The following is a 22,665-nucleotide window of genomic DNA, read 5'->3' as shown; positions in this document are numbered from 1 at the left end:
TTCTTTTATATACATATATAAAACGGATGAAGTCTAGTTCTTCACCCGTTGTCCATCTATTATGAAATTGCTTTTTTATGCAGTTTAATTTTTAATTTCTCTAACATATCTACCGTCATTTTAGCTAAATCATACTCAGCTTTGAAGCCCCACTCTTTTTGAGCCGCTTCAATATTTAAAGAGTTTGGCCAGCTATCTGCAATGGCCTGACGAACTGGATCTACCTGATAGCTCATTGTGAAATTCGGTAAGTGCTTCTTAATTTCTGCCGCGATTTGCGAAGGTTCAAAGCTCATAGCTGTAATATTAAAAGCATTGCGATGAACGAGCTTACTACCGTCTGCCTCCATTAAATCTACGATAGCTTGTAGAGCATCTGGCATGTACATCATATCCATGAACGTACCTTCTTGAATATACGATGTATACTTGCCTTGTTCGATTGCTTCATAGAAAATTTCTACTGCATAATCTGTTGTACCACCACCTGGAGGCGTTACATAAGAAATTAATCCTGGGAAGCGTACTCCACGTGTATCAACACCAAAACGATTGAAATAATAATCGCATAATAACTCACCCGCTACTTTATTTACACCATACATGGTTGTTGGTCTTTGCAAAGTATCCTGTGGTGTATCTTCCTTAGGTGTAGACGGACCAAACGCACCAATTGAGCTTGGCGTGAAAAATTGCATATTTAGCTCACGTGAAACCTCCAACGCATTCATTAACCCGCCCATATTTAAATTCCAAGCTAACAATGGATTTCTTTCTGCTGTAGCTGATAATAGCGCAGCTAAATGCATCATTGTATCTGCACCGAAGTCCTTTGCTAAATCATGCATTCTTTGTCCATCTGTCACGTCCAATATTTCAAATGGGCCCTTAGTATGTTCAAGCTTTCTAATGTCTGTAGCAAGTATATTGTCCTCTCCATAAATACCACGAAGTTTTTCTACAAGCTCAGAACCAATTTGACCAAGTGCTCCAGTAACAATAATCTTTTTCATTTCCCAAAACCTCCACATGTGAACAATTGTACTTCTGTAAAGTACAAAAATGTATTGATAAACATTGATTTAATAACACTTTCAATGAAATTCATTATAATGTGTTCGTTTTGAAAATACAACAATTATATTAATAATATTCCTTACAAAGAACATACAATCCCTTATTCACAGTATATGAGGACATAAAAAATATTGTGCTACAAAAATATATAAAACACAATTGTACACCTCAAAAATACACAACATTTACGCTTTCATTAGCTAGTTTTGTAGCCATGCAAAAAAGAATCTTCTTTGCTATTTTTTGCAAAGAAGACCCCTTTTCAATATTATTCTTTACTATTAAATTATATCGAAAAACGTTTGACAGCTATTTGCAAAACTTTTGATACTTTGCGCAATTCCTTAATATAATTATGGAACTGTTGCTGAGCTGTTAATTGATCAGCTGTTAATGCAGCAACATGCTTAGTAGACACGGCATTCGTATCGGATAAAGCTGTCAGCATACCTGCATCCTCACTTACCTTCTTCGTGTGATTGGCAATCTCTTGAACTGTAGCAGATACTTCCATAATATAAGGCTTAATCGTATGTACTTTTTCTAAAATTTGATCAAAACTTGACGCAGTTTGTCCTGTGACAGCTACACCTTTTTCAGTCGCTACTAAAACGCCTTCCATCATTTGTACCGCATAACTCGAATCTAAATGGATGTTCTGTACAATGGATGTAATCGTTTGTGTCGATTGAACAGTTTGCTCTGCAAGCTTGCGAACCTCATTAGCCACTACTGCAAAGCCTTTACCATGCTCTCCTGCTCTTGCGGCTTCAATAGATGCGTTTAAAGCCAGTAAGTTAGTTTGTGCTGTTATTCTTTCTATTACCTCAATCATTTGATCAATCGATGCAGCCCGCTCTACTAAATTAAAGATAGCTGTATTAGATTTTTCAACTGCCTGCTTAATAGCTTGCATTTGTGTTAAATTGGCCTGTACAATTTCAGTTCCACTTTCTGCATCTCTGGCCGTTTTTTGTGCAAAACTTTCTACAACCTGAACCTTTTCTAAAATAACCTGTACATCATTTAAAACTTCCTCTAAGGAAGCAGTATTCGAAGCTAATTTATTAGAAGAAGCAGACGTTGATTCTGAAATCGATTGTACATCCTTCGCTATTTTTAATGTCGTTGTTGATGATTGCTCAGAGGATTTCTGCAATTTCCCTGTCATTTCTTCTACTTCATAGGCACTGTCTGTCACCGTATGGAGTAGTCGTTTCACCTCTGTTACCATTTGATTGTAAGACAAAACTACTTCACCAAGCTCATCATGAGCCACATAACTTGCATTGGCAGTGAAATCACCTTGTTCTGCACGTTTTAATAATGATTTTAGCTGACGTGTTGGTACATTGACTGCCTTCGTTGCGATAAAGCCTATAAGGATAACAAGCAAGACAACCGCTAAGCATACACCACCTAATAACCAATAACCGAATTGCACATCTTTTTGATAAGCCTGCTGTTGGTCTTTTGCTCTTTGAACCAAATAATTTTGCGTATCTTCTAATAATGCATGACTCTCCTGACTAATTGGTAAGAATATTTGCAAATAAAATGGATCTAGCTCATCATGTTTCAATTGTTTAAAATCCTCAATGGCTTCTTCCTGCTTCTTAAGCAATGACTTATACTTCTTAATTTGATGACTCATCTTTTTATCAATTTCATGGCTATCTAGTTGCTCTAAAGGCTGTGCCATGTTTTGTAAAATGGCTGTCATTTCTTTTTCGTCACCTTTCGAATCTACTATAAAATCTAGTCGGCGCTGTGATTCTTCAAGCTCATTTAGCCATCCAATTGGGACAAGTCCCTGTGTGTAACTCTCACTTGCATGCCACGACATTTTCCTTAAATAATCTACACTGAATACACCTAGCAATACATTCGATAATACACAAACAATCATGAGTACAAGTAACTTGTCCTTCACCTTAATGAAACGGAAAAAATGCATGGTCCTTGGCTCCTCCTCCAACTCTTACCAATAATGATAGTATAGAGATATAAAGCCAGTGTTATGTTTTTGTAAATTTTGATCGAAATATTAAGAATTTATACCCATCATTTAGTTCTTTTTAGGTAATTTAACTCGCTAAATTAGCCATACTATAGCTTCTTATTCATACTATTATTTGAAAAAACATCCGCAACCTTCCATACATTGTCAGCGTTGATAATAGAGAATGGAGGTGTTACATTTGACGCAATTGAAGAAGTTAGATTGGAGTTTAGTAATAAGTCTTCTAATACTCGGCGCTATTAGTTGCCTTTTTGTCCATTCTAGTAGTGTAAATTTTGAACAGTATGCAAGCTCCTTTATTATCAAGCAATTCTTATTTTATCTCATCGGATTAACCATCATGTTTGGAATATCCTTACTTGATATTGAACAGCTAAAGAAGATTGGATGGCCCTTTTACTTCCTAATAGTTGCTTTAACGGCTGGGCTTATTGTTGCACCTGAGAGCATTGCTCGGACGATCAATCAGGCAAAATCATGGTATCAAATCCCGTTTTTAGGTTCTCTCCAACCATCAGAGTTTTTAAAATTCGCTTTTTTAATAGTTGTAAGTAAGGTCATTATTGCTCATCAAGAAAAAAATGTCCGCCCCTCTTATCTAGCAGATTTTTGGCTACTTGTAAAAATCGGGCTAATTGTCCTTCCTCCTACACTACTTGTTTATAGGCAACCCGATACAGGTATGGTTATGTTGTATATGGCGATGATTTTACCAATGATTTTCTTTTCAGGTATTCATAGAAAGCTTCTAGTCGTATTTACGGCTGTTCCTCTAGTTATTATCAGTACGCTAGTAGTGCTCTATGTCCGATTTAATGAATTTTTTACAGAGAAGGTTTTAGGTGCCCTATCAGGACATCAGATTTCAAGAATTTATGGATGGCTTCAGCCTTATGAATATACAGATTCTTCTTTTCAAGTACGCCAAGGCTTTATGGCCATCGGATCAGGAGAATTTGTGGGCAAGGGCTATCTACATAACAATGTCTATGTACCAGAAAAACATACCGATTTTATATTCTCCGCTATTGCAGAAGAGCTGGGTTTTGTTGGAGGAGCATTTGTAATAGCTCTACTATTTTTTGTTATCTATCGTATTGTTGTTATTACGGTAGTAGCGCGAGACCCCTTCATGACCTTAATGGGTGCAGGTATTTCAAGCTTACTAGCCTTTCAAATTACTCAAAATATCGGCATGACCATTGGGCTTTTACCTGTCACAGGTGTCACCCTACCTTTTTTAAGCTATGGTGGAAGCTCGTTACTATCCAATTTTATGCTTATTGGAATCGTCATGATTATTCATAATTCATATAAGGGTTATATGTTTAAAGTAGGGGACTAACAAAAGTGCAAGTAGAGAAAAATTCATGCATTCTCTACTTGCTAGATTAAAGGGGGATTAATTCGTTAAAAACTCCTTCATACTCGCATTATATTGATCGATAAATAGCTGGGCTTCCTTACTTGGTAATTTTAATGCAGCTAAAGCGGCACCACCTACAGGTAAGCTATAAGCACCCACGAAGTCATACTGATTACTATTCTTTTTATCAATAGTGATTAACTTTTTAATAAATAGCTCCAATTCATTAAAAACGCCACCAGCTAAGACTACTTTGACTCGCTTATCTGTGAATGGATTTTTTTTGTAACAAGCATCTATACTTTGATAAAAAACATAGCACACTTGATCAATAATTGTATTGGCTTCTCCATCACCACGTTTAGCACATTCAATTGCTATCTTACTTAAAGGAGATATGGTATCACGCGGATGTGCTTCACCATAGACCACTTCAATTATCTGCGGAACGGATTGTAATTGAAAATATTCTAATACTGCTGCTGTTAGAAGCGTTTCAGGACCTCTTTTATCAAATGCTTTAAATACCGCTTTTAATGTACGAATGCCAATATCATAGCCACTGCCCTCATCATCAAAAATATAACCCCATCCTGCTGTACGCTCAATTCTTCCCGAATAATCAATACTAAGTGTAATCGCACCCGTACCAGAAATCTGCACAATGCCAGGCTGACCCAATGTTCCCGCATACAGCGCGTTCAACCCATCATTCGATAGTGATAGTTGACAGTCTTTCGGTAAAAGCGAGGTTAATAATGCATGGGTAATTTCTTCATTATTATTTTCTGTTACACCAGACAGGCCCGCATGGCACTTTGTAATGTGTTGAAATTCGTGAGGTTGTTGTCTTTTTAAATCATTTATTAATTCTGTTATCGTCTCAGTAAATTGCTCGAAGCTCATGGATGTGGGATTACTTTTTCCTGTTTCTGCTAGCGCCATAATTTGCCCACGACAAGTTGAGATTGTCGCAAGTGTTTTTGTTCCACCACCATCAATTGCCAAAACATACAAGTGCCTTCACCTCTATACGATTTTAATTGTAGAAACAATTTCTCCTACCTCAACCCCTGCATCATTACGCACAAATGCAGGAGACAATGCTTTAATACGGTCAATTGTTTCTTGATTTGTATACTGAATTTGTTCCAATACAGAAGCAATTACATTCGGCCATGGACTTTCTGAACCATTCATAATTTTCAAGGCAAAACTTAATCCTTCGTTTCTAAGAGCAAAACAGTATACGCCCTGTGCCCCGCCCTTTGCCACAATATTGGGGTCCTTTAATAATGCCGTACAAATAAAATTTTGTGCTGCAATGATAGGATTCTCTTGATTCATTACTGTCGTAAGCTTTATTACTGCTTCACGAATCAGTCGATCATCAATTAATTCTGGTCGTGCTAACTTTAAATAAGCAATGGCCATGTTTTTTAACGGAATCGCAAAGACGGGCGCACCACAGCCATCAATCCCTGTACGAATTTTCTCTACCTCATATTCACTTAAATAAGCAATATATTTTTTTATCATCTGTTGCAGTGGATGTTCTGGATGACAATATTGCTTGACATCATAGCCATTTGCTAAACATGCAGTTAAAAATCCTAAATGCTTGCCAGCGCAATTATGAAATAGTTTCCTCTTTTCAAATCCCTGTTGAATATACTTTGTTTTAGGTTCCTCATTTAATGGATAGGATGCTGCACAAATTAACTCATTTTCATTAATAGGAAGTTTTTCCAGCAAAGAGACTAATGCCTCTTGATGATATATTTCGCCTCTTTGTGAAGCTAGAAATAATGCACTTTCTTTTGAAGTAATCCCGTACTTTTCTATAAAATCAGTCATAAAAATGGGAATGGCTTGAAATGGTTTTGCTGCAGAACGAAAATACACAGGCTCATAATCTTGACCTACAGAGACGAATTCTTCCTTCGTTAGATTCACAGCACTTATTTGTCCATAATGCACATTTTCCATTAATCCTGAACGATACTCCTTTAAAAATTCTGAGTAAGCCACGAATCAACCAACCTTTCTTTAAACAGACAGCAACTGCTTTTGTGCTTGTAATGCCGCTCCTTTAACAACCCCTTCTTTTAATTGATTGGAAAACTGTAAATCAAAGTAGGGTTGTAATTCCTTCCATATATACTGTTTACACTTATCACTAAGCAGTTTTTGAAATGTCACATTGTGCTCAATAATTTCTCCACTGACGATGACAGCCTCTGGTTCGTATAAACAAACTAGATTATTGATGGCAATAGCTAGAAAAGTAGCTACATCTTGCTGAATATCAACCGCCCATTGCTCGCCTTGATCAACACAATGCAAAATCTCTTCTATTGATTGAATATTAAGATTTTTAGGTGTTCTTTTTAACAGCGTAACTTCAGAAACATACATGGATAAGCACCCTCTTTTACCACAGTGACACATCTCACCAAAGGGATTAATCGTTATATGGCTTATTTCTCCAGCTTTATTTTGAATGCCACGATACACTTCTCCATTTAATAATATAGATGCTCCTATTCCTGTTCCGATTCCGACTAAAATACAATTTGAATACAGTGGTGTATAGATATCACCAATTTCAGCAATAATTTGCATTTTTAATTCATTATCTACGATGACTTCACAACCAAAAACTCCATTTAAATCTTCTCTTATATGGCAGTTTTCCCACTTCAATTGCTCAGAGGAAACGATTATCCCTTCCTCGTTATTGATTACTCCTGGAATTCCTATCCCAATGCCTAGTAATTTATCGTGAGCAATCTGATATTCTGTCATGATATTTTCTATAGATCGTTTTAGTAGATGTATAGCTTCTTCGTATTGATGCTTGATGTTACATTTGATTTCCTGAAAGGCAATAAGCTTCCCTAAGAAATCTAATATACCTATTCGAATAGTAAAACAGTCAATTTCTATACCAATCGTATATAAAGCATCTTCGCGCATATGAATTAACGTAGGACGTCTACCAATGGCTGTTTCTTCCGATACCCCTTCAAGAATAAAGCCTTCAGCTTCTAGTTCTTGCACAATACGCGTAATGGTTGTAGGGCTCATTTTTGTATATTTTGATAATTGAATTCTTGAAATTGGCGCCATCTGCCTTATTGCGTCAAGCACAATATATTTATTTTGTCTTCGCATTTGTACTTGATCTTGCTTTTTCAAATTAGATTCAACCCCTATTTAAACTTTTCTATGAATTGTACAGCTTCTTTGATGTCTTTTTCGGGATTTGATCTCACTTCTCGTTCAATAGTTAAATAGCCATTGTATCCGATTTCTTGTAAAGCTGAAAAATAAAGCTCGAAATTGACATCTCCATGACCTAATGGAAGTTCTCTGAAAAACTCTCCATTTTCCACCATTTCTTCTATTTTATCATGAGATGTTCCAGAATCGTATCCTAAGTACCCATACACATCTTTAGGATTCGTTGGTTGCAGTTGAATACCATCCTTTACATGTGTATGTACAATATATTTCTTTAATAGTTTGACTCCAGCTACAGGATCATCTTTTGTTACCATCACCATATTGGCAGGATCAAAATTAACCGATACACCATTCGTTGATAGCTTATCTAAAAACCCTTTTAATGTTTTACTCGTTTCTGGCCCTGTTTCAATCGCAAAATAAGCATCTAATGATGTAGCATATTGTCCTAATTCTTCGCAGGCTTCCAGCATTGTTTGATAAATTGGATCATTTTCATCTTCAGGAATAATACCAATATGAGTTGTAACAATGGATGTTCCTAGGTCTTTGGCTAATTGCAGTATTTCTTTTGATTTTTTTATTTTTCTGGCATTTTCTGCTTTGTCTTGGAAGCCATGACCACCTAAATCTCCACATAATGCGGAGATTTCTAGACCTAGCCCTAAGATATACGCCTTCAATTCTGCTCTTTGTTCAGCATTTAGGTTATCGGGGTCCAACTCACCTGAAACGGCATACATTTGTACCCCCTGTGCACCAACTTCTTTCGCCTTTAACAAACCTTCACGAATAGGTAAACGAAAGCTGTCTACTATCACACCGATTTTATTATCCAATTTCACCATTTTAATAAACAACTTCCTTTCCTTCAGTTGCAGAAATATAAATACCTTCTAAGATTTTCATAATTTCTACTCCATCCTCTACAGGTGCAACTGAATCATAATGATGAAGGCAACAATCAACAAATGAATTGATTTCATTTTGAAAGGCTGTCGCAAAATCAAATGTTAAATCGTTAATTTGAGGATGAATATTTAAAATCGTATTATGCTCTTCACTTACAATTTTTAATTCTGGCTCTAGCTCTGCACCACCGTTCGTGCCATATAGCTTAATACTTATTTCATCTTTTATGGCATGTAGTGTATAGGAAACGTCTACCATTAGTGACGCTCCATTCTCAAATGTAATGAGGGCATTTGCTAAGTCTTCTACTGTGTTTTTAGTTGCATCATAGTCTGCAGCCTTGTAAAAAGATAAATTTTCTATATGATTTCGATTTCCTAACTGATTGTAAGTATGACCTGTTATACGTTTCACCTTTGGTCTCCCCATTAAGTACCAGCATATATCAATTACATGTACCCCTAGATCAATTAAAGGTCCGCCTCCAGATTTATCAATTTCTGCAAACCAGCCTCCTGGATTCCCTAATCTTCTTAGGCAGGAAGCTTTGGCATAATAAATATCGCCCAATTTGTTATCGTCGATGAAGCTTTTCAGTACTTTGGTATTTGTGGCAAACCGTCTTACATAGCCCACTTGAAATACTTTCTGATGCTTTTCTGCAACCTTTTGGATATTTAGAGCCTCTGCATAAGTCATAGATAGCGGCTTTTCTATTAGAACATGTAAGTCATTTTCCAAAGCAAGAATCGCCAATTCGGCATGTGTATTATTCCATGTACAAATACTTACAGCATCCACATTTTTATCTGCGAATAGCTCTTCTTTTGAAGAAAAAACATGTGTTGCTCCAAATTGAACTGCTTTTGCTTTGCCTCGTTCAATAGAAGCATCATACACGCCATATAACTCAACGAATGGATTATTCGAATAGGAACCTAAGTGAAAATCTGAAATAGAACCTGTGCCAATGACACAAACTTTTAATTTGTCCATGTTCTTTCCTCCTTTAGAGCTTGCATTCGTCCCATAAACGACGTACATTATCCATCCCTATTTTTGAACCAACTTGGCAATCTTCCATCCCTTCAAACTCAATAGTAAGATAGCCATCATATCCACTGCCTTTTACGAGTTTAATAATTTCTCGAATATTTATATCGCCATGTCCCACAATAGCACCTCTGATGTAGTTGTTATGAACTGTACGGAACCATTCGCCCTCACCTGGATTTTCATAATAAGGACGAATATAAAAATCTTTAAAATGCACCGTAGCAGCATAAGGGACGTTTTTCATAACACCAATTAGAGGTTCTTCATCAATACATAAAAAATTACCGATATCTAAAGTTGTTTTAAAGTTGTCTCTGTTTACCGCATGAATTAATTGTTGTACACGATCACTTGTTTGAACATTAAAGCCGTGATTTTCAATCGTTGTCGTAATATTAAATTGTTTCGCGTAATCTGCAATTAACTGACAGCCTCTAACCATCTCTTCGAAGTGCTCGTTGTAATAATGAATGGACGTTTGCTCCTTTGGTAAAGTAAAGAGAGTAACGTCATGGCGCATAATGTGAATGCCCATATGATGTACGACATCAACATGCTTCTTTAAACGTTCAACCTCTTCTAAAAAAGCTTCCTCCGTATCCTGAATAAAGTTAGCTGGTAACGAATAGGCGGATAGCTCTAATCCTAGCTCTGCTGCTTTATCTTTTATTTGAGTTGCAAGTTCATAGTTATCTACAACGGTAAATTCATAGGGTACTAATTCTACATGCTGTCCACCGTTGTCTGCTACCCATTGTAAGACATCCAGTACATTCATTTCCCCCTGTCTCATTTTTTTGACCATACTATATGTGCTTAACCCTATTTTCATTTCTATACACCCTTTCGATTAGTTGACAAAGTGACATGCGACACTTTGCTCTTCGTTAATTTTTTTCATTTCCGGAATAGCTTGCTTACATATATCTGATGCAAAGGGGCACCTTGTGTGGAAGGTACAACCACTTGGCGGATTTTTAGGATTTGGAATATCACCAGTTAAAACGATCTTCTTTTTTCGTAATGTTGGGTCTGCGATCGGTACGGATGCAATGAGCGCTTTTGTATAGGGATGCTTTGGTTCATTAAATATGGTTTCTTTACGCCCGATTTCTACAATGGACCCTAAATACATGACCCCTATATAATGGCTAATATGTTCTACAACACTTAAATCGTGAGAAATAAAGAGATAAGATATTTTATATTCTTGCTGCAATTGCTTTAATAGATTCAATATTTGCGATTGTATAGATACATCCAACGCAGAAACGGGCTCATCAGCAATAATTAATTTTGGCTTTGTTATTAATGCGCGTGCAATACCTAAACGCTGCCTTTGTCCTCCACTGAACTCATGCGCATAGCGATCAGCATGTTCAGCATTTAATCCAACGACTTCCAGCATTTCAAGCACTAGTTTTTCACGCTCTGCTTTTGAAAGTTTTGTATGAATTTCTAAAGGCTCCCCAATAAGCTCCTTGACCTTCATTCTTGGATTCAAAGAGGCATATGGGTCTTGAAAAATCATTTGAACAGTTTGCCTTAAATGCTTTAATTCAGATTGCTTTGCAGTTGCTACTTCTTTCCCGTCCACAATGATACTTCCATTCGTTGGTGCTATTAATCTAGTGATTAATCTACCTGTAGTAGATTTACCACAACCACTTTCCCCAACTAAACTAAACGTCGTACCTTCTTCTATTTCAAAGGAAACATCTATGACCGCGTTAACATATTGCTTTTTTTGAAATAGCCCTCCTGCTATTTGAAAGCTCTTTTTTAAATTCTCCACTTTTAATATACTGTTAGGCATTTACTTCCACATCCTTTTTCACATATAGCCAGCAGCTACATTGGCGAGTAGCTGAAATTTTTACTGTCGGTGGACTCTCCTGATGGCATATAGACATCGCTTGATTACATCGTGGAGCAAATTTACAACCATTCGGCATATTTTGTGGGGATGGTACTTGACCATTAATAGATTCTAATACTTCTTTGTTATCACCAATTTTCGGTACGGATGCAATTAAACCTTTTGTATAGGGATGCTTGGGGCTAGCAAATAACTCAAAGACATCTGCTTCCTCTACAACCTGCCCTGCATACATTACAACTACTCTATCGCACATTTCCGCTACAACACCTAAATCATGTGTGATTAATAAAATAGCTGTTTCATTTTCTTCCTTTAGTTTTTTCATGAGCTCTAAAATTTGAGCTTGTATCGTGACATCAAGCGCAGTGGTTGGTTCGTCAGCAATAAGTAAATTAGGATGGCAGGCCATAGCCATTGCAATCATAACTCGCTGGCGCATTCCTCCTGATAGCTGATGTGGATATTCATAAATGATTTCCTCAGCTCTTCCTATGCCAACGCTTTTTAGCATTTGGATTGCATGATGCTTACTTTCGTTCTTCGGCAGCTTTAAATGCATCTCAATTGCTTCCATTAACTGCTTGCCTATTTTTAAGACAGGATTTAAAGAGGTCATGGGCTCTTGAAAAATCATGGCCATTTGCTTGCCACGAATCTTCCGAATTTCTGATTCGGACATTTTCGTCAAGTCATGTCCATTGAAATGTATAGAGCCATTGACGATTTTGCCTGTAGTACCGTGAAATAATTGCATGATGGATAACGATGTTAAGCTTTTTCCACTACCCGATTCTCCCACTAAGCCTAATATCTCTCCTTTACGGATGGAAAAATTGACACCTCTTAAAATCTTGATTTCCCTTTTATCACGCGTAAAGGACGTTTCTAAGTCACTTACTCGCAATACATGTTCTGGCATAGGCATTCTCCTTAATTATTTTTTATTTTTGGATCTAAGACATCTCGTAATCCATCACCTATTAAGTTAAATGCTAGTACGGTTAAAAATATGGCAATGCCTGGCATGATGACTACGTGCGAAGATGTCCCTAAATAGTCGCGCCCACTACTTAGCATTACTCCCCACTCAGGCATCTCAGGGCTTGCACCTAAGCCTAAAAAACTTAAACCAGAAGCTGCTAAAATGGCTGTTCCTATACGCATTGTGACAAAAATGATTAATTCACTAATGGTTTCAGGGAAAATATGTTTCCACAGCACTCTAACATGTGAAGCTCCCATTGATTGTGCTGCTTCTACGTAAACATTCTCTTTCGCATTCAATGTAGCACCTCTGACTAAACGTGCAAAAGATGGCACACTAAAGATCATCACAGCAATGATGACATTATTAATACCAGGACCCAATAAGGCTACAATGGCAATTGCTAATAATAAATCTGGGAATGAAAACAATACATCACAGCTACGCATGATGATTTTGTCAATCCACCCACCAAAGTAACCGCTAATTAAACCTAAAATAGTTCCTAGTATTAAGCCTAAAAATACGGCACTAAAACTCACCATCAAGGATATTTTTGCACCTACTATCAAACGACTAAAAATATCTCGACCATACTCGTCAGTTCCTGCCAAATGACTTGCACTTGGTCCCTCTAATAAAGCATCATAATTCGGTTCAAAAGGGTCGTACGGTGCGATATAAGGACCAATAAAAGCGACTACAATTAACAACACTATAAAGATACTTGCTACCAAAGCAGCCTTTTGTTTTTTAAAAGACTTCCAAAATTCTTTAAGAGGAGAGTATTTTTTTTGTGTATTTTGCACTTGGCTATTTTGCATAGTAGTTGGTGAAGTCATTTTGTTCCCTCCCTTAAGAATTTAATTGGATTTTTGGATTTAACACGGTATAAAGCACATCAACTATTAAATTGACTAAAATAAATTCAAATGCAAATAACAGCAGTGCAGATTGAATGACGGGATAATCTCGAAAGGCAATCGAATCGATTAGAAGTCGTCCCATCCCTGGAAAACTAAAGACTGTCTCCACTACCACCGATCCTCCTAATAGAAATCCGAATTGTAGGCCGGCTACTGTTACCACAGAAATTAAGGAATTTCTTAAAGCATGGGTCACAATAACAGAGTGTTCTTTCAGTCCTTTTGCTCTCCCTGTTCTTATAAAATCTGCTTGTAACGTTTCCAGCATAGAAGAGCGAGTAAATCGAGCAATCATTGACATAATGCCAGCCCCTAAGGTCAAGGAGGGCAAAATATAACTAGAAAAGCCATCTAATCCACCTGTTGGAAATAACCCTAGCTGCACTGAAAATAATTGAATCAATAATAAGCCCAGCCAAAATCCTGGAATTGAAATACCAGAAACAGCCGTTACCATTCCAAAATAATCAGGCCATTTGTTTTTATTGATGGCTGAAACAACACCAATTACCAAACCCATTAATGTAGCCCAAAACATGGAAAGGAAAGTAAGATGAAGAGAAGGCATAAACCTTGTTTTAAACATATCTATGACAGGTAGTCCTGTTGTTAAAGATGTTCCAAGCTCACCCGTCACAAGATTTTTCATATAATCCACGTATTGTTTAAGAATGGGTTTATCTAAACCTAACTCATGGCGTACGTTTTCAACATCTTCTAGCGTGGCATCCTTCCCAGCTACTAACCTTGCAGGGTCACCTGGTATGAAATGAATAAATAAGAATGTTAATATGGAAATGACGATTAATATTGGTATCATTTCAACAGTTCTTCTTGCTATATACTTCCACATGCTGCCTTCCTCCTTTCTATTTTTGTAGAAAAGGAATTGACGAGCATCAATTCCTTTTATTGTTCATTACTCGACTTTGGCATTCTTCACATCAAGTCCACCTGTAGGGTTTACTTGCACACCGCTGACATTTGAACGTACACCATATACAACCTCATCTACCCCTAAGAAAATCCAAGGTGTATCTTGATAAACAATTTCCTGTAACTTTTCATATAATTCAGCTTGGCGATCTACATCTGAAATGGAGTTAGCTTCATCCATTAATTGATCTGCCTCTGTATTATGATAGTAAGCTGTATTTGCACCATTCGGTGGGAATGATACGCTATGGAAAAGAGGCTTTGTCGCATTCGTTATATCCGAAGCATAGGCTGACCAGCTCACATACCACATTTGTAATTTCGCATCCTCTGGTGTTTGTGCACCATAGATTTCGTCTGATAAAGTACCTTCTTCCATTGATTTAATTTCTACTTTTACACCGATTTGACCTAACTGTTGTTGAATAAACTGCATACCCTTCATCGTATCTGAGTTTGTGTTCCCCCAAATTTCAATATCGAAGCCATCAGGATAGCCTGCCTCAGCCAATAATGCTTTTGCCTTTTCAATATTGTGTTCATACATTTTTTGCTGCTTATAATAAACGGTTTTGGAAGGAATAATGGAGTCTAATGGTAAACCTAGTCCAGCATTCACCACTTTTAAATAAGCATCCTTGTCCACCGCATAGTTAAAGGCTTGTCGAACTTTAATATCATCCAAAGGTTTTTTATAGGTATTTAATGAAACGTAGTGTGCAATTGTAGAAGGGACCTTATTTACCTCTACACCTTTACTATTAGAAAGCTCATCAATATTTTGAGCTGGCACTGGATAGATAACCTGTGCATCACCCGCTTTTAGCATCGCTACGCGTGAGCCATTTTCTGGCACTGGTTTATAGGTGATTTTAGCAACACGTTCTCCTCCATCCCAGTAGCCGTCAAAGTTTTCAATTGTTAAATGATCTCCTTGTACCCATTCAACAAATTTATAAGGACCTGTACCAACAGGTTTTTTAGGTATATCTGCTGAATTTTCTTTAATCATTTTTGGACTAATCATTTTGGCAACTCCGAAACGTGTAATCATTGGTCCATATGGTTCTTTTAAAGTAACTTTAATTTCATAGTCGCCTAGAATTTCAACATTGCTGATTAAGCTAAAACCACGAGAATATAAACGTAAGCTTTCATCATTCATGATTCGCTCAATGTTGGCCTTTACAGCCTCAGCATTAAACTGTTCCCCGTCATGGAAAGTAACCCCTTCTTTAAGTTTGAACGTATAGACAAGAGCGTCTTCACTAATTGAATAATCATCTGCTAAAACCTTAATAATTTGACCATCTGCATCGAAGCCTAACAATCCTTCTAGCATTGTCTCCTGTACAGAACTCGAATTTGTATCCCCAGTGTTATGCGGATCCATTGAAATAAAGTTTTCATTTACAGCGATAACAAGTTCATTTTTTGAACTAGCTGTACCTGATTCTGTAGTAGACTTGTCCCCAGTATTTGATGCGTTAGAATTGTCTTTCTCTGAGCATGCCGCTAAAAGCAATGTACATAGAATTACAAAAACCAATTTTTTAACATAATTCATCTCATCTACTCCCTTTGTAAAAATATATAAAAATATTTCTTATAACTTAAATTAAGAAATATAATTACCAAAATGAATTTATTTTCTCCACTGATGAAAATAAATAGGCAAAAAATAAACTATATTTTCTTAAGATTAGACAATTCAATTCAGGAAAGATATTGCTTCCTCAACTATCACAATTGCTTTTAACTCAGAAAGTATAGTTCAAAATACAAGGTATATTTATTCCACTGCTGAAAATAAGTGATTAAAAAAATATTCCCTCTCAGACCATTGTTTTATTATCAGAAAATTTCATTATTTTTAACAACTATAAACGATGAAATCTAATATTTCCAGTATTTTTTTAATAAATTTCAGAATTTTATATTTATTTTTATTGAGCTATAATAATGCTCCCTACAGCTGATTGTTGCTCCAAAGCCCATTAATAAAAGTTCTAAAAGCCCTTATGATATGGCTTTTAGAACCTACATGAATAGTTACTATAGCGTATTTATACTATTCACAACCACACTAAGTATGCGGTCAAGATCTTCTTGTGCAATATTAAGTGGTGGCGATAACGTTAAGACGTTATTAAATCCTGCTACAGTAGCTCCATTTTTCCCAATGATGACACCTTGCCCTTTACATGCTGCAATGACTGCATTCACTTTCTCCACAGGTAAAGGTTCTTTCGAGATTTTATCTACAACTAATTCAATTCCAATCAATAAGCCCTTACCTCGTACATCCCCCACATTTGGGTGTTGCTGCAATTCTTGCTGCAATGTTTTTAGTGTTGCTGCACCAACTTCCTTGGAACGGTCAAATAATGCCTCTTGCTCAAGAATCTCAATATTTTTTAATGCGACTGCACATGCCACCGGTGAGCCACCAAATGTATTTACATGGCGGAAATAGCCGTATGCATCTGATCCAGTAAATGCCTCATATATTTCACGCTTTACTGCTGTAGCTGATAATGGTAAATAGGCACTTGTAATTCCTTTAGCCATGGTAATAATATCAGGCTGTACACCATAATTCATAAATCCAAATGGCTTTCCTGTACGACCAAAGCCACAAATAACCTCATCCACAATCATTAAAGCGCCGTGTTTTTTACATACTTCTTCAATACCTTTTAAATAGTTTTCTGGAGGCATAATGACACCACCACCTGTAATAATAGGCTCTAAGATCATCGCTGCAATTGTGTCGCCCAGCTCCCATGTCATCGTTTTGTCTACGGCCTTTACACTCGCTAAATCTAATGGCGCAGTAGTATCACTTTCATGCTCACGGTATTGATCAGGTGGTGCAACATGGATAAAGCCAGGTGATAGAGGCTCATATTTATATTTACGCTCCGCCTGCCCTGTTGCCGCTAAAGCCCCAAAGGAGTTCCCATGATAAGCACGGTAGCGAGAGACAATTTTATAGCGCGAGCTTTGTCCTTTTTGCTGGTGGTATTGGCGTGCTATTTTAAAAGCTGTTTCATTCGCCTCTGAACCACTGTTAGAGAAGAAAATAACATAATCTCCACCAAGCATTTCATTAAGTTTTTCGGCTAGTTCGACTGCTGGTAAATGTCCCTGAGATAAAGGTGCGTAAGCATTTTTCATCATTTGCTCATGTGCTGCATCCGCTAATTCTTTACGACCATAGCCAACATTGACACACCATAGCCCAGCCATCGCATCAATATATTCCGCACCATCTGTATCTGTGATTTTTGCACCATCAGATTTCTCTACTACATACGTGGCTTGCGGATTATAGGGTTTCATCGAATGCCATACATATTGCTCATCCTTTGCTAATACATCACTTTTAAGATTGATCTGCGTCATCGCCAAACACCCCTCATTATTATTTTCCTTACATTAGTTTTTCACATCGTTATTACTCGGGAACGCAAAGGAGCTTGTTGTATCTTCTGTTTCATCTGGCCAGCGCTCAGAAATCGTTTTTGCCTTTGTAAAGAATCTCGCCTGATCTGGGCCAAACATATGCCCTTCACCGAACTTAGAGCGTTTCCATCCACCAAAGTTGTGATAGCCAACTGGAATTGGTATTGGTACATTTACTCCTACCATGCCCACTTCTATTTCTTCTTGGAATTTACGCGCCGCTGCGCCGCTGCTTGTAAACATTGTGACACCATTGCCAAGCTCATGATCATTTATTAAGTCGATAGCCTCTTGTAGTGAGTCAACCCCCACTACAATACGTGCTGGACCAAAGACCTCCTCTTTGAAGATCGTCATTTCTGGTGCTACATGATTAAGTAGAGTAGGACCAAGATAAAAACCATTTGATGATTCACATACTTTTGGATGTCTTCCATCGATGACAAGATTCGCTCCTTCACTGACCGCCCCATCGATATAACGTATAATCGTTTCCTTTGATTGTTTAGTGATGACAGGACCAAAATCGACGTCTTGCTCTGTATAAGGCCCTACCTTTAGTTGGGATATTTTATTTTTCAATATTTCTGTAAATCGTTGCTCCGTATCCTTCCCTACAACGAGTGCACCAGAAATAGCCATGCAACGCTGAGATGCTGCACCATATGCTGCTCCTAAAAAGGCATTTGCTGTCTGTTCTAAATTGGCATCAGGCATTACAATCATAAAGTTCTTTCCACCACCAAATGCCGCAACACGTTTATTGTGCTTTGTCCCAGTTTGATAGATATATTCAGCAACAGGCGTTGAGCCAACAAATGAAATTGCTTGAATCTCTTTGTTTTCTAATAGTTCATCGACTGCCTCTTTATCTCCATTAACCACTGTCCAAATACCGTCTGGTAGACCTGCCTCCTTCCATAATTGGCTCAAATATAATGCTGAAATAGGTACACGTTCAGATGGCTTTAGAATAACGGCATTTCCTACCGCAACAGCCATACTTGTAATAGCCAGTGGTACCATAACAGGAAAATTAAATGGTGCAATGGTTGCTACTACACCAAGTGGCGATTTGGCAGAAAAAGCATTAATATTTCCACCTACATTGACCGAGTACTCTCCTTTTAGCATTTGTGGGGCACTGATTGCCATATCTACAGATTCAATACCACGAACAATTTCACCTTTCGCATCTTCCTTAGTTTTTCCACTTTCCTGGCAAATCACATTGATAAGCTCTTCCTGTCTTTCTACTAACAGCTGACGGAATCGATGTAATACTTCTACCCGCTTCCCAATTGATGTTTTTTTCCATGCTGGAAAGGCTTCCTTTGCAAGCTGAATAGCATGCTTTACCTCATCTCTTGAAGCAAGGGGTACTCTTGCAATGACCTCACCTGTTGACGGATTGAATACTTCAGAGAATCTGTTACTTGTTCCTGCTACCTCTTCTCCTTTGATAAAATGTGTTAGCGTTTTCATTTCTTGCTGAACTGTCATATAGGACCACTCCTTCATCGTCTTATTGTTCAAAATCAAACCCGTCTTTTGTGAATAGGGAACTTGATTCATCGGCTTGTTTAATCACCTTTTTCTTTTGAGTAAGCATATAGAAAATCATTACAATGGCCACAATAACGCATGTAAATAAAATTTGTGAACGCATTGACTCTATAAAGAACATGGCAATGAGTAATGCTGTTGTTGCTATTATTGTGAAATACGTTAAATATGGAAATAGCCACATTTTCACCTTTAATAGCTCTGGATTTTCTTGTTCAATCTTCCGTCGCATTCTTAATTGTGAAAAGGCAATGATTAAATAAAGAATCAACGTAATGGCACTGCAGGAACTTAATAAAAACATAAATACTTTATCTGGCGAAACGTAATTCATAATGACCGCAATATACGAGAAAAATGTTGCGGCAAGTATGGCATTGACAGGTGCACCATTTTTGTTTAATTTTAAAAATGCTTTTGGCGCTTCTCCTTTTTCCGCTAAAGAAAATACCATTCGTGATGTAGCATAAAGTGCTGAATTTAGACATGATAATACAGCAGTTAAAACAACAAAATTCATAATTTGTGCGGCTGCAGGAATACCAATATAATCAAGTACCGCTACATAAGGACTTGTTAAAATATCTGAGGAATGCCAAGGTAATAGCGTCACTACAACTGCAATAGAGCCCACATAGAAAATTAAAATACGCCAAGTAATAGAATTGGTAGCTTTTGTGACAGCAGCTAACGGTTCATCCGATTCACCAGCAGCAATCGCAACGATTTCTGTCCCCATAAATGAAAAAATAACGATAACGACACCCATTAGAACAGCACCAAAACCATTTGGTAAAAAACCACCCTGCCCAACTAAGTTGGTCATACCAACAGCAGTAAAGTTTGGAGCGATACCAAAGATAATAAAGGCACCCAGACCTAGAAAAACGACTATACTTGCAACCTTAATAAGAGAGAACCAATACTCAAACTCACCAAAAGCTTTGACAGAAAGAACATTTGTTAACGTAAGCGCTACAGTTAAGAACAGACTTAATAGCCATAAAGGAATCCCATCATACCAATATTGAATAATGGCAGCTGCTGCTGTTGCCTCTAAAGCAATGGCGATTACCCAGAAAAACCAATATAACCATCCAATCATAAAACCTGCCCACGGACCAATGGCTTCATGTGCATAGTGAGCAAACGATCCACTCGTTGGATTGACTGCCGCCATCTCACCTAGCATACGCATAACTAATACAACGATAATTCCTGCAAATATATACGATAAAATTGCCCCTGGACCAGCTAAGTTAATGACCGAGCCACTCCCCATAAATAGTCCAGCACCGATTACACCGGCAATCGCAATCATCGTCATATGCCGCTTCTTTAATCCTCTTTGTAAATGCGTTTGTTGCCCCATATCTGTCACCTCTTTTAGTAGATTGCTTGATCGCTTACAAAAATCTTACATCTTTCATAACATTGAAGTAATAGACAAACTGTAAAATTCTATACTTTTGTTTTATACATAATGTAAAATAGACTAAATATTCTTAAAATAAATTAAAAATGATTTTATGAGATAATTTTCAGCATTAAGTAGAAATTATTGAAATCAAACCAAATGGATGCATGTCAAAAGGAGGGGCAAAATTGAGCCCATTTCAACTAAAAGTACTAGACGTTTTACAGAATAAATATTTTCAAAATGCGGAGGTAGTTGCAGGTCATGAGGGATTAACAAGGAACGTTAAATGGGTACATGTACTAGAAATCATACATGTTGATAATTTTTTAGTTGGTGAAGAGTTAGTATTAACTACAGGGCTTAGTCTCCAACATAGTATTGAGGACTTTGTATCATTTATTGAAGCCATCATTCAAAAAAATTGTGCTGCCCTTTGTATTGAATATGGAACCTCTATTCAAGCAGTACCTGAAGCGATTTTAACACTTGCCAACCGCCACCAGTTTCCTATTATTGTTTTCCATGAAGCAGTTCCTTTTGTTCGTATTACACAGGATTTACATAGCCAAATTATCAATCAGCAGTATCTATTGATTTCTTCACTAGAAGCTTACTCACAAACATTGAACAAAAATGCAGTATTGGGACAAAACACGGACGACATTTTACAAAATATGTATAACGAATTAAAAATACAAATTATGTTTTCCATTAAGGGAAGAGAGCCTATCTTTTTCCCGAATATGGCGCATAAAAAGCGGCAGCAATTCCTCACATTGAATCCATCGACTCAGCAATTTAAAACTGAGCCTATTTTTCTATTTGATCAACATTATGCCGATTTATCAATTTATCGAGAAGATGGGCTTTTCTCCGAATTTGAATTATTAATATTAGATCGTACGGCAACAGCGTTGGCACAACTTTTAATGCGAGAGTTTTATATTGAGGAAAAAAAGAATATTGAGGATGCTTCGATTTTAGCTGATTGGATTGATCAAAAACTGTCTAAGGAGGAAATCTACAAATTTATCGTTACACATTATGCTAACTATACACAATCTAGTGGAACTGTCTTTATTTTGGCCTCTCCTAATACGTTGACAAAGGCTCAGGAGGATGTTGTCTATAGTAAGCTTTATTATCGTAATCTCTTTGAGCAACATGGCTTTATTCCATTTTTATTTGAAAGAAAAAGCTATGTTATTTTTATTTTACTGCATACAAAAGATAGTAAAGCCGTTCGTGATATGTTAAACAACATGTTTTCCTCCTTGGCCAAAACGGAATTCTATAAAAAGCAGCAAGCTCAAGGTTATCAGATAGCCATTGGAAAGGTCGTTTGTGATGTAGATGAAATTCCTAAAAGCTATCAAACTGCACTAGAAACCTTATATATTTGTCGAAAAGTACAAACGTCCTCGTTCTTTTATGATGATCTGCATTTATATCATTTAATTTATAAATTACAAATGCAGGTGGATTTACAGGAAGTGATTTATGACTATTTACAGCCCGTTATTGAATACGATGAAAAATATAATAGCAAGCTTCTCGAAACATTGCAGGTATATTTACAAACAAATGGCTCTAAACAGCAAACAGCGAATCAATTGTTTATTGTTCGTCAAACACTCTATCACCGCTTAAAAAAGCTTGAAAGTTTACTAGGGAAAAATTTCATGAACGGGCATAACCGCATTACACTTGAATTTATGCTACTAGCCAATTCATTGATTGAGGATAAGAGCTAGAAAAAAGTAGGCACGCCCAAAAGGGAATCTCCCTTCTAAGCGTGC

Annotated in this window: 18 protein-coding genes; 2 read left to right on the top strand and 16 right to left on the bottom strand. The window is 37.1% G+C overall.

The window, feature by feature from the left end; genetic code table 11:
- Nucleotides 1–59: 59 nt before the first annotated feature.
- Together CD31_RS13025 and CD31_RS13020 are read right to left on the bottom strand one after the other, a co-directional pair.
- Entirely contained in the window at nt 60–1,013 is a 954-nt protein-coding gene (locus CD31_RS13025) for an L-threonine 3-dehydrogenase (protein WP_004225462.1), read from the bottom strand.
- Nucleotides 1,014–1,363: 350 nt separating this feature from the next.
- Nucleotides 1,364–3,034, bottom strand: a complete 1,671-nt coding sequence (locus tag CD31_RS13020; RefSeq protein WP_036078184.1) for a methyl-accepting chemotaxis protein — start codon at nt 3,032–3,034, stop codon at nt 1,364–1,366.
- 244 nt (nt 3,035–3,278) lie between these two features.
- On the opposite strand from CD31_RS13020, the gene CD31_RS13015 reads away from it, so the two are divergent.
- Complete coding sequence (locus tag CD31_RS13015; protein ID WP_052125379.1) at nt 3,279–4,445, top strand: FtsW/RodA/SpoVE family cell cycle protein; 1,167 nt, start codon at nt 3,279–3,281, stop codon at nt 4,443–4,445.
- Between the two features lie 57 nt (nt 4,446–4,502).
- Here CD31_RS13015 and CD31_RS13010 read toward each other — a convergent pair whose 3' ends face one another.
- The 14 genes from CD31_RS13010 to CD31_RS12945 form a co-directional block, all read right to left on the bottom strand.
- Nucleotides 4,503–5,483 carry an N-acetylglucosamine kinase gene (locus CD31_RS13010; protein ID WP_036078179.1) on the bottom strand — a complete coding sequence of 327 codons (981 nt, stop codon included), beginning with the start codon at nt 5,481–5,483 and terminating at the stop codon, nt 4,503–4,505.
- A 12-nt stretch (nt 5,484–5,495) separates the two neighbouring features.
- The gene (locus CD31_RS13005; RefSeq protein ID WP_016993399.1) at nt 5,496–6,497 is read right to left on the bottom strand and encodes an asparaginase; all 1,002 of its coding nucleotides are present in this window, start codon (nt 6,495–6,497) and stop codon (nt 5,496–5,498) included.
- Nucleotides 6,498–6,515: 18 nt separating this feature from the next.
- A complete protein-coding gene (locus CD31_RS13000; RefSeq protein ID WP_016993400.1) occupies nt 6,516–7,667 on the bottom strand; it encodes an ROK family transcriptional regulator in 1,152 nt (383 codons plus the stop codon).
- Nucleotides 7,668–7,681: 14 nt separating this feature from the next.
- Nucleotides 7,682–8,563, bottom strand: a complete 882-nt coding sequence (locus tag CD31_RS12995; protein WP_026023428.1) for a sugar phosphate isomerase/epimerase family protein — start codon at nt 8,561–8,563, stop codon at nt 7,682–7,684.
- Between the two features lies 1 nt (nt 8,564).
- Nucleotides 8,565–9,623 (bottom strand): Gfo/Idh/MocA family protein, encoded by a 1,059-nt coding sequence (locus CD31_RS12990; protein ID WP_036078178.1) that lies wholly within the window; start codon nt 9,621–9,623, stop codon nt 8,565–8,567.
- 13 nt (nt 9,624–9,636) lie between these two features.
- On the bottom strand, nt 9,637–10,515 hold the full coding sequence (locus CD31_RS12985; RefSeq protein ID WP_036078176.1) for a sugar phosphate isomerase/epimerase family protein: 879 nt from the start codon (nt 10,513–10,515) through the stop codon (nt 9,637–9,639).
- A gap of 18 nt (nt 10,516–10,533) precedes the next feature.
- On the bottom strand, nt 10,534–11,499 hold the full coding sequence (locus CD31_RS12980; RefSeq protein ID WP_036078174.1) for an ABC transporter ATP-binding protein: 966 nt from the start codon (nt 11,497–11,499) through the stop codon (nt 10,534–10,536).
- Nucleotides 11,492–12,484, bottom strand: coding sequence for an ABC transporter ATP-binding protein (locus CD31_RS12975; RefSeq protein WP_036078171.1), 993 nt, complete (start codon nt 12,482–12,484; stop codon nt 11,492–11,494). The genes CD31_RS12980 and CD31_RS12975 overlap by 8 nt, the downstream gene beginning before the upstream one ends.
- Before the next feature lie 11 nt (nt 12,485–12,495).
- Nucleotides 12,496–13,392 (bottom strand): ABC transporter permease, encoded by an 897-nt coding sequence (locus CD31_RS12970; protein ID WP_052125378.1) that lies wholly within the window; start codon nt 13,390–13,392, stop codon nt 12,496–12,498.
- A 13-nt stretch (nt 13,393–13,405) separates the two neighbouring features.
- Nucleotides 13,406–14,329, bottom strand: a complete 924-nt coding sequence (locus tag CD31_RS12965; RefSeq protein WP_016993406.1) for an ABC transporter permease — start codon at nt 14,327–14,329, stop codon at nt 13,406–13,408.
- A gap of 66 nt (nt 14,330–14,395) precedes the next feature.
- The gene (locus tag CD31_RS12960) at nt 14,396–15,979 is read right to left on the bottom strand and encodes a glutathione ABC transporter substrate-binding protein (RefSeq protein WP_036078168.1); all 1,584 of its coding nucleotides are present in this window, start codon (nt 15,977–15,979) and stop codon (nt 14,396–14,398) included.
- Nucleotides 15,980–16,467: 488 nt separating this feature from the next.
- Nucleotides 16,468–17,820 carry an aspartate aminotransferase family protein gene (locus CD31_RS12955; RefSeq protein ID WP_036078166.1) on the bottom strand — a complete coding sequence of 451 codons (1,353 nt, stop codon included), beginning with the start codon at nt 17,818–17,820 and terminating at the stop codon, nt 16,468–16,470.
- A 33-nt stretch (nt 17,821–17,853) separates the two neighbouring features.
- Nucleotides 17,854–19,383: a CoA-acylating methylmalonate-semialdehyde dehydrogenase gene (locus CD31_RS12950; RefSeq protein ID WP_036078165.1), complete on the bottom strand. Its 1,530-nt coding sequence runs from the start codon at nt 19,381–19,383 to the stop codon at nt 17,854–17,856.
- 22 nt (nt 19,384–19,405) lie between these two features.
- The gene (locus CD31_RS12945) at nt 19,406–20,818 is read right to left on the bottom strand and encodes an amino acid permease (RefSeq protein ID WP_036078163.1); all 1,413 of its coding nucleotides are present in this window, start codon (nt 20,816–20,818) and stop codon (nt 19,406–19,408) included.
- A 233-nt stretch (nt 20,819–21,051) separates the two neighbouring features.
- On the opposite strand from CD31_RS12945, the gene CD31_RS12940 reads away from it, so the two are divergent.
- Nucleotides 21,052–22,620 (top strand): PucR family transcriptional regulator, encoded by a 1,569-nt coding sequence (locus CD31_RS12940; protein WP_036078160.1) that lies wholly within the window; start codon nt 21,052–21,054, stop codon nt 22,618–22,620.
- Nucleotides 22,621–22,665 lie beyond the last annotated feature (45 nt).

This window comes from Lysinibacillus boronitolerans JCM 21713 = 10a = NBRC 103108, from assembly GCF_000772935.1.
GTDB classification, from domain to species: Bacteria; Bacillota; Bacilli; order Bacillales_A; family Planococcaceae; genus Lysinibacillus; species Lysinibacillus boronitolerans.
This window is presented reverse-complemented; position numbering and strand designations above follow the sequence as displayed.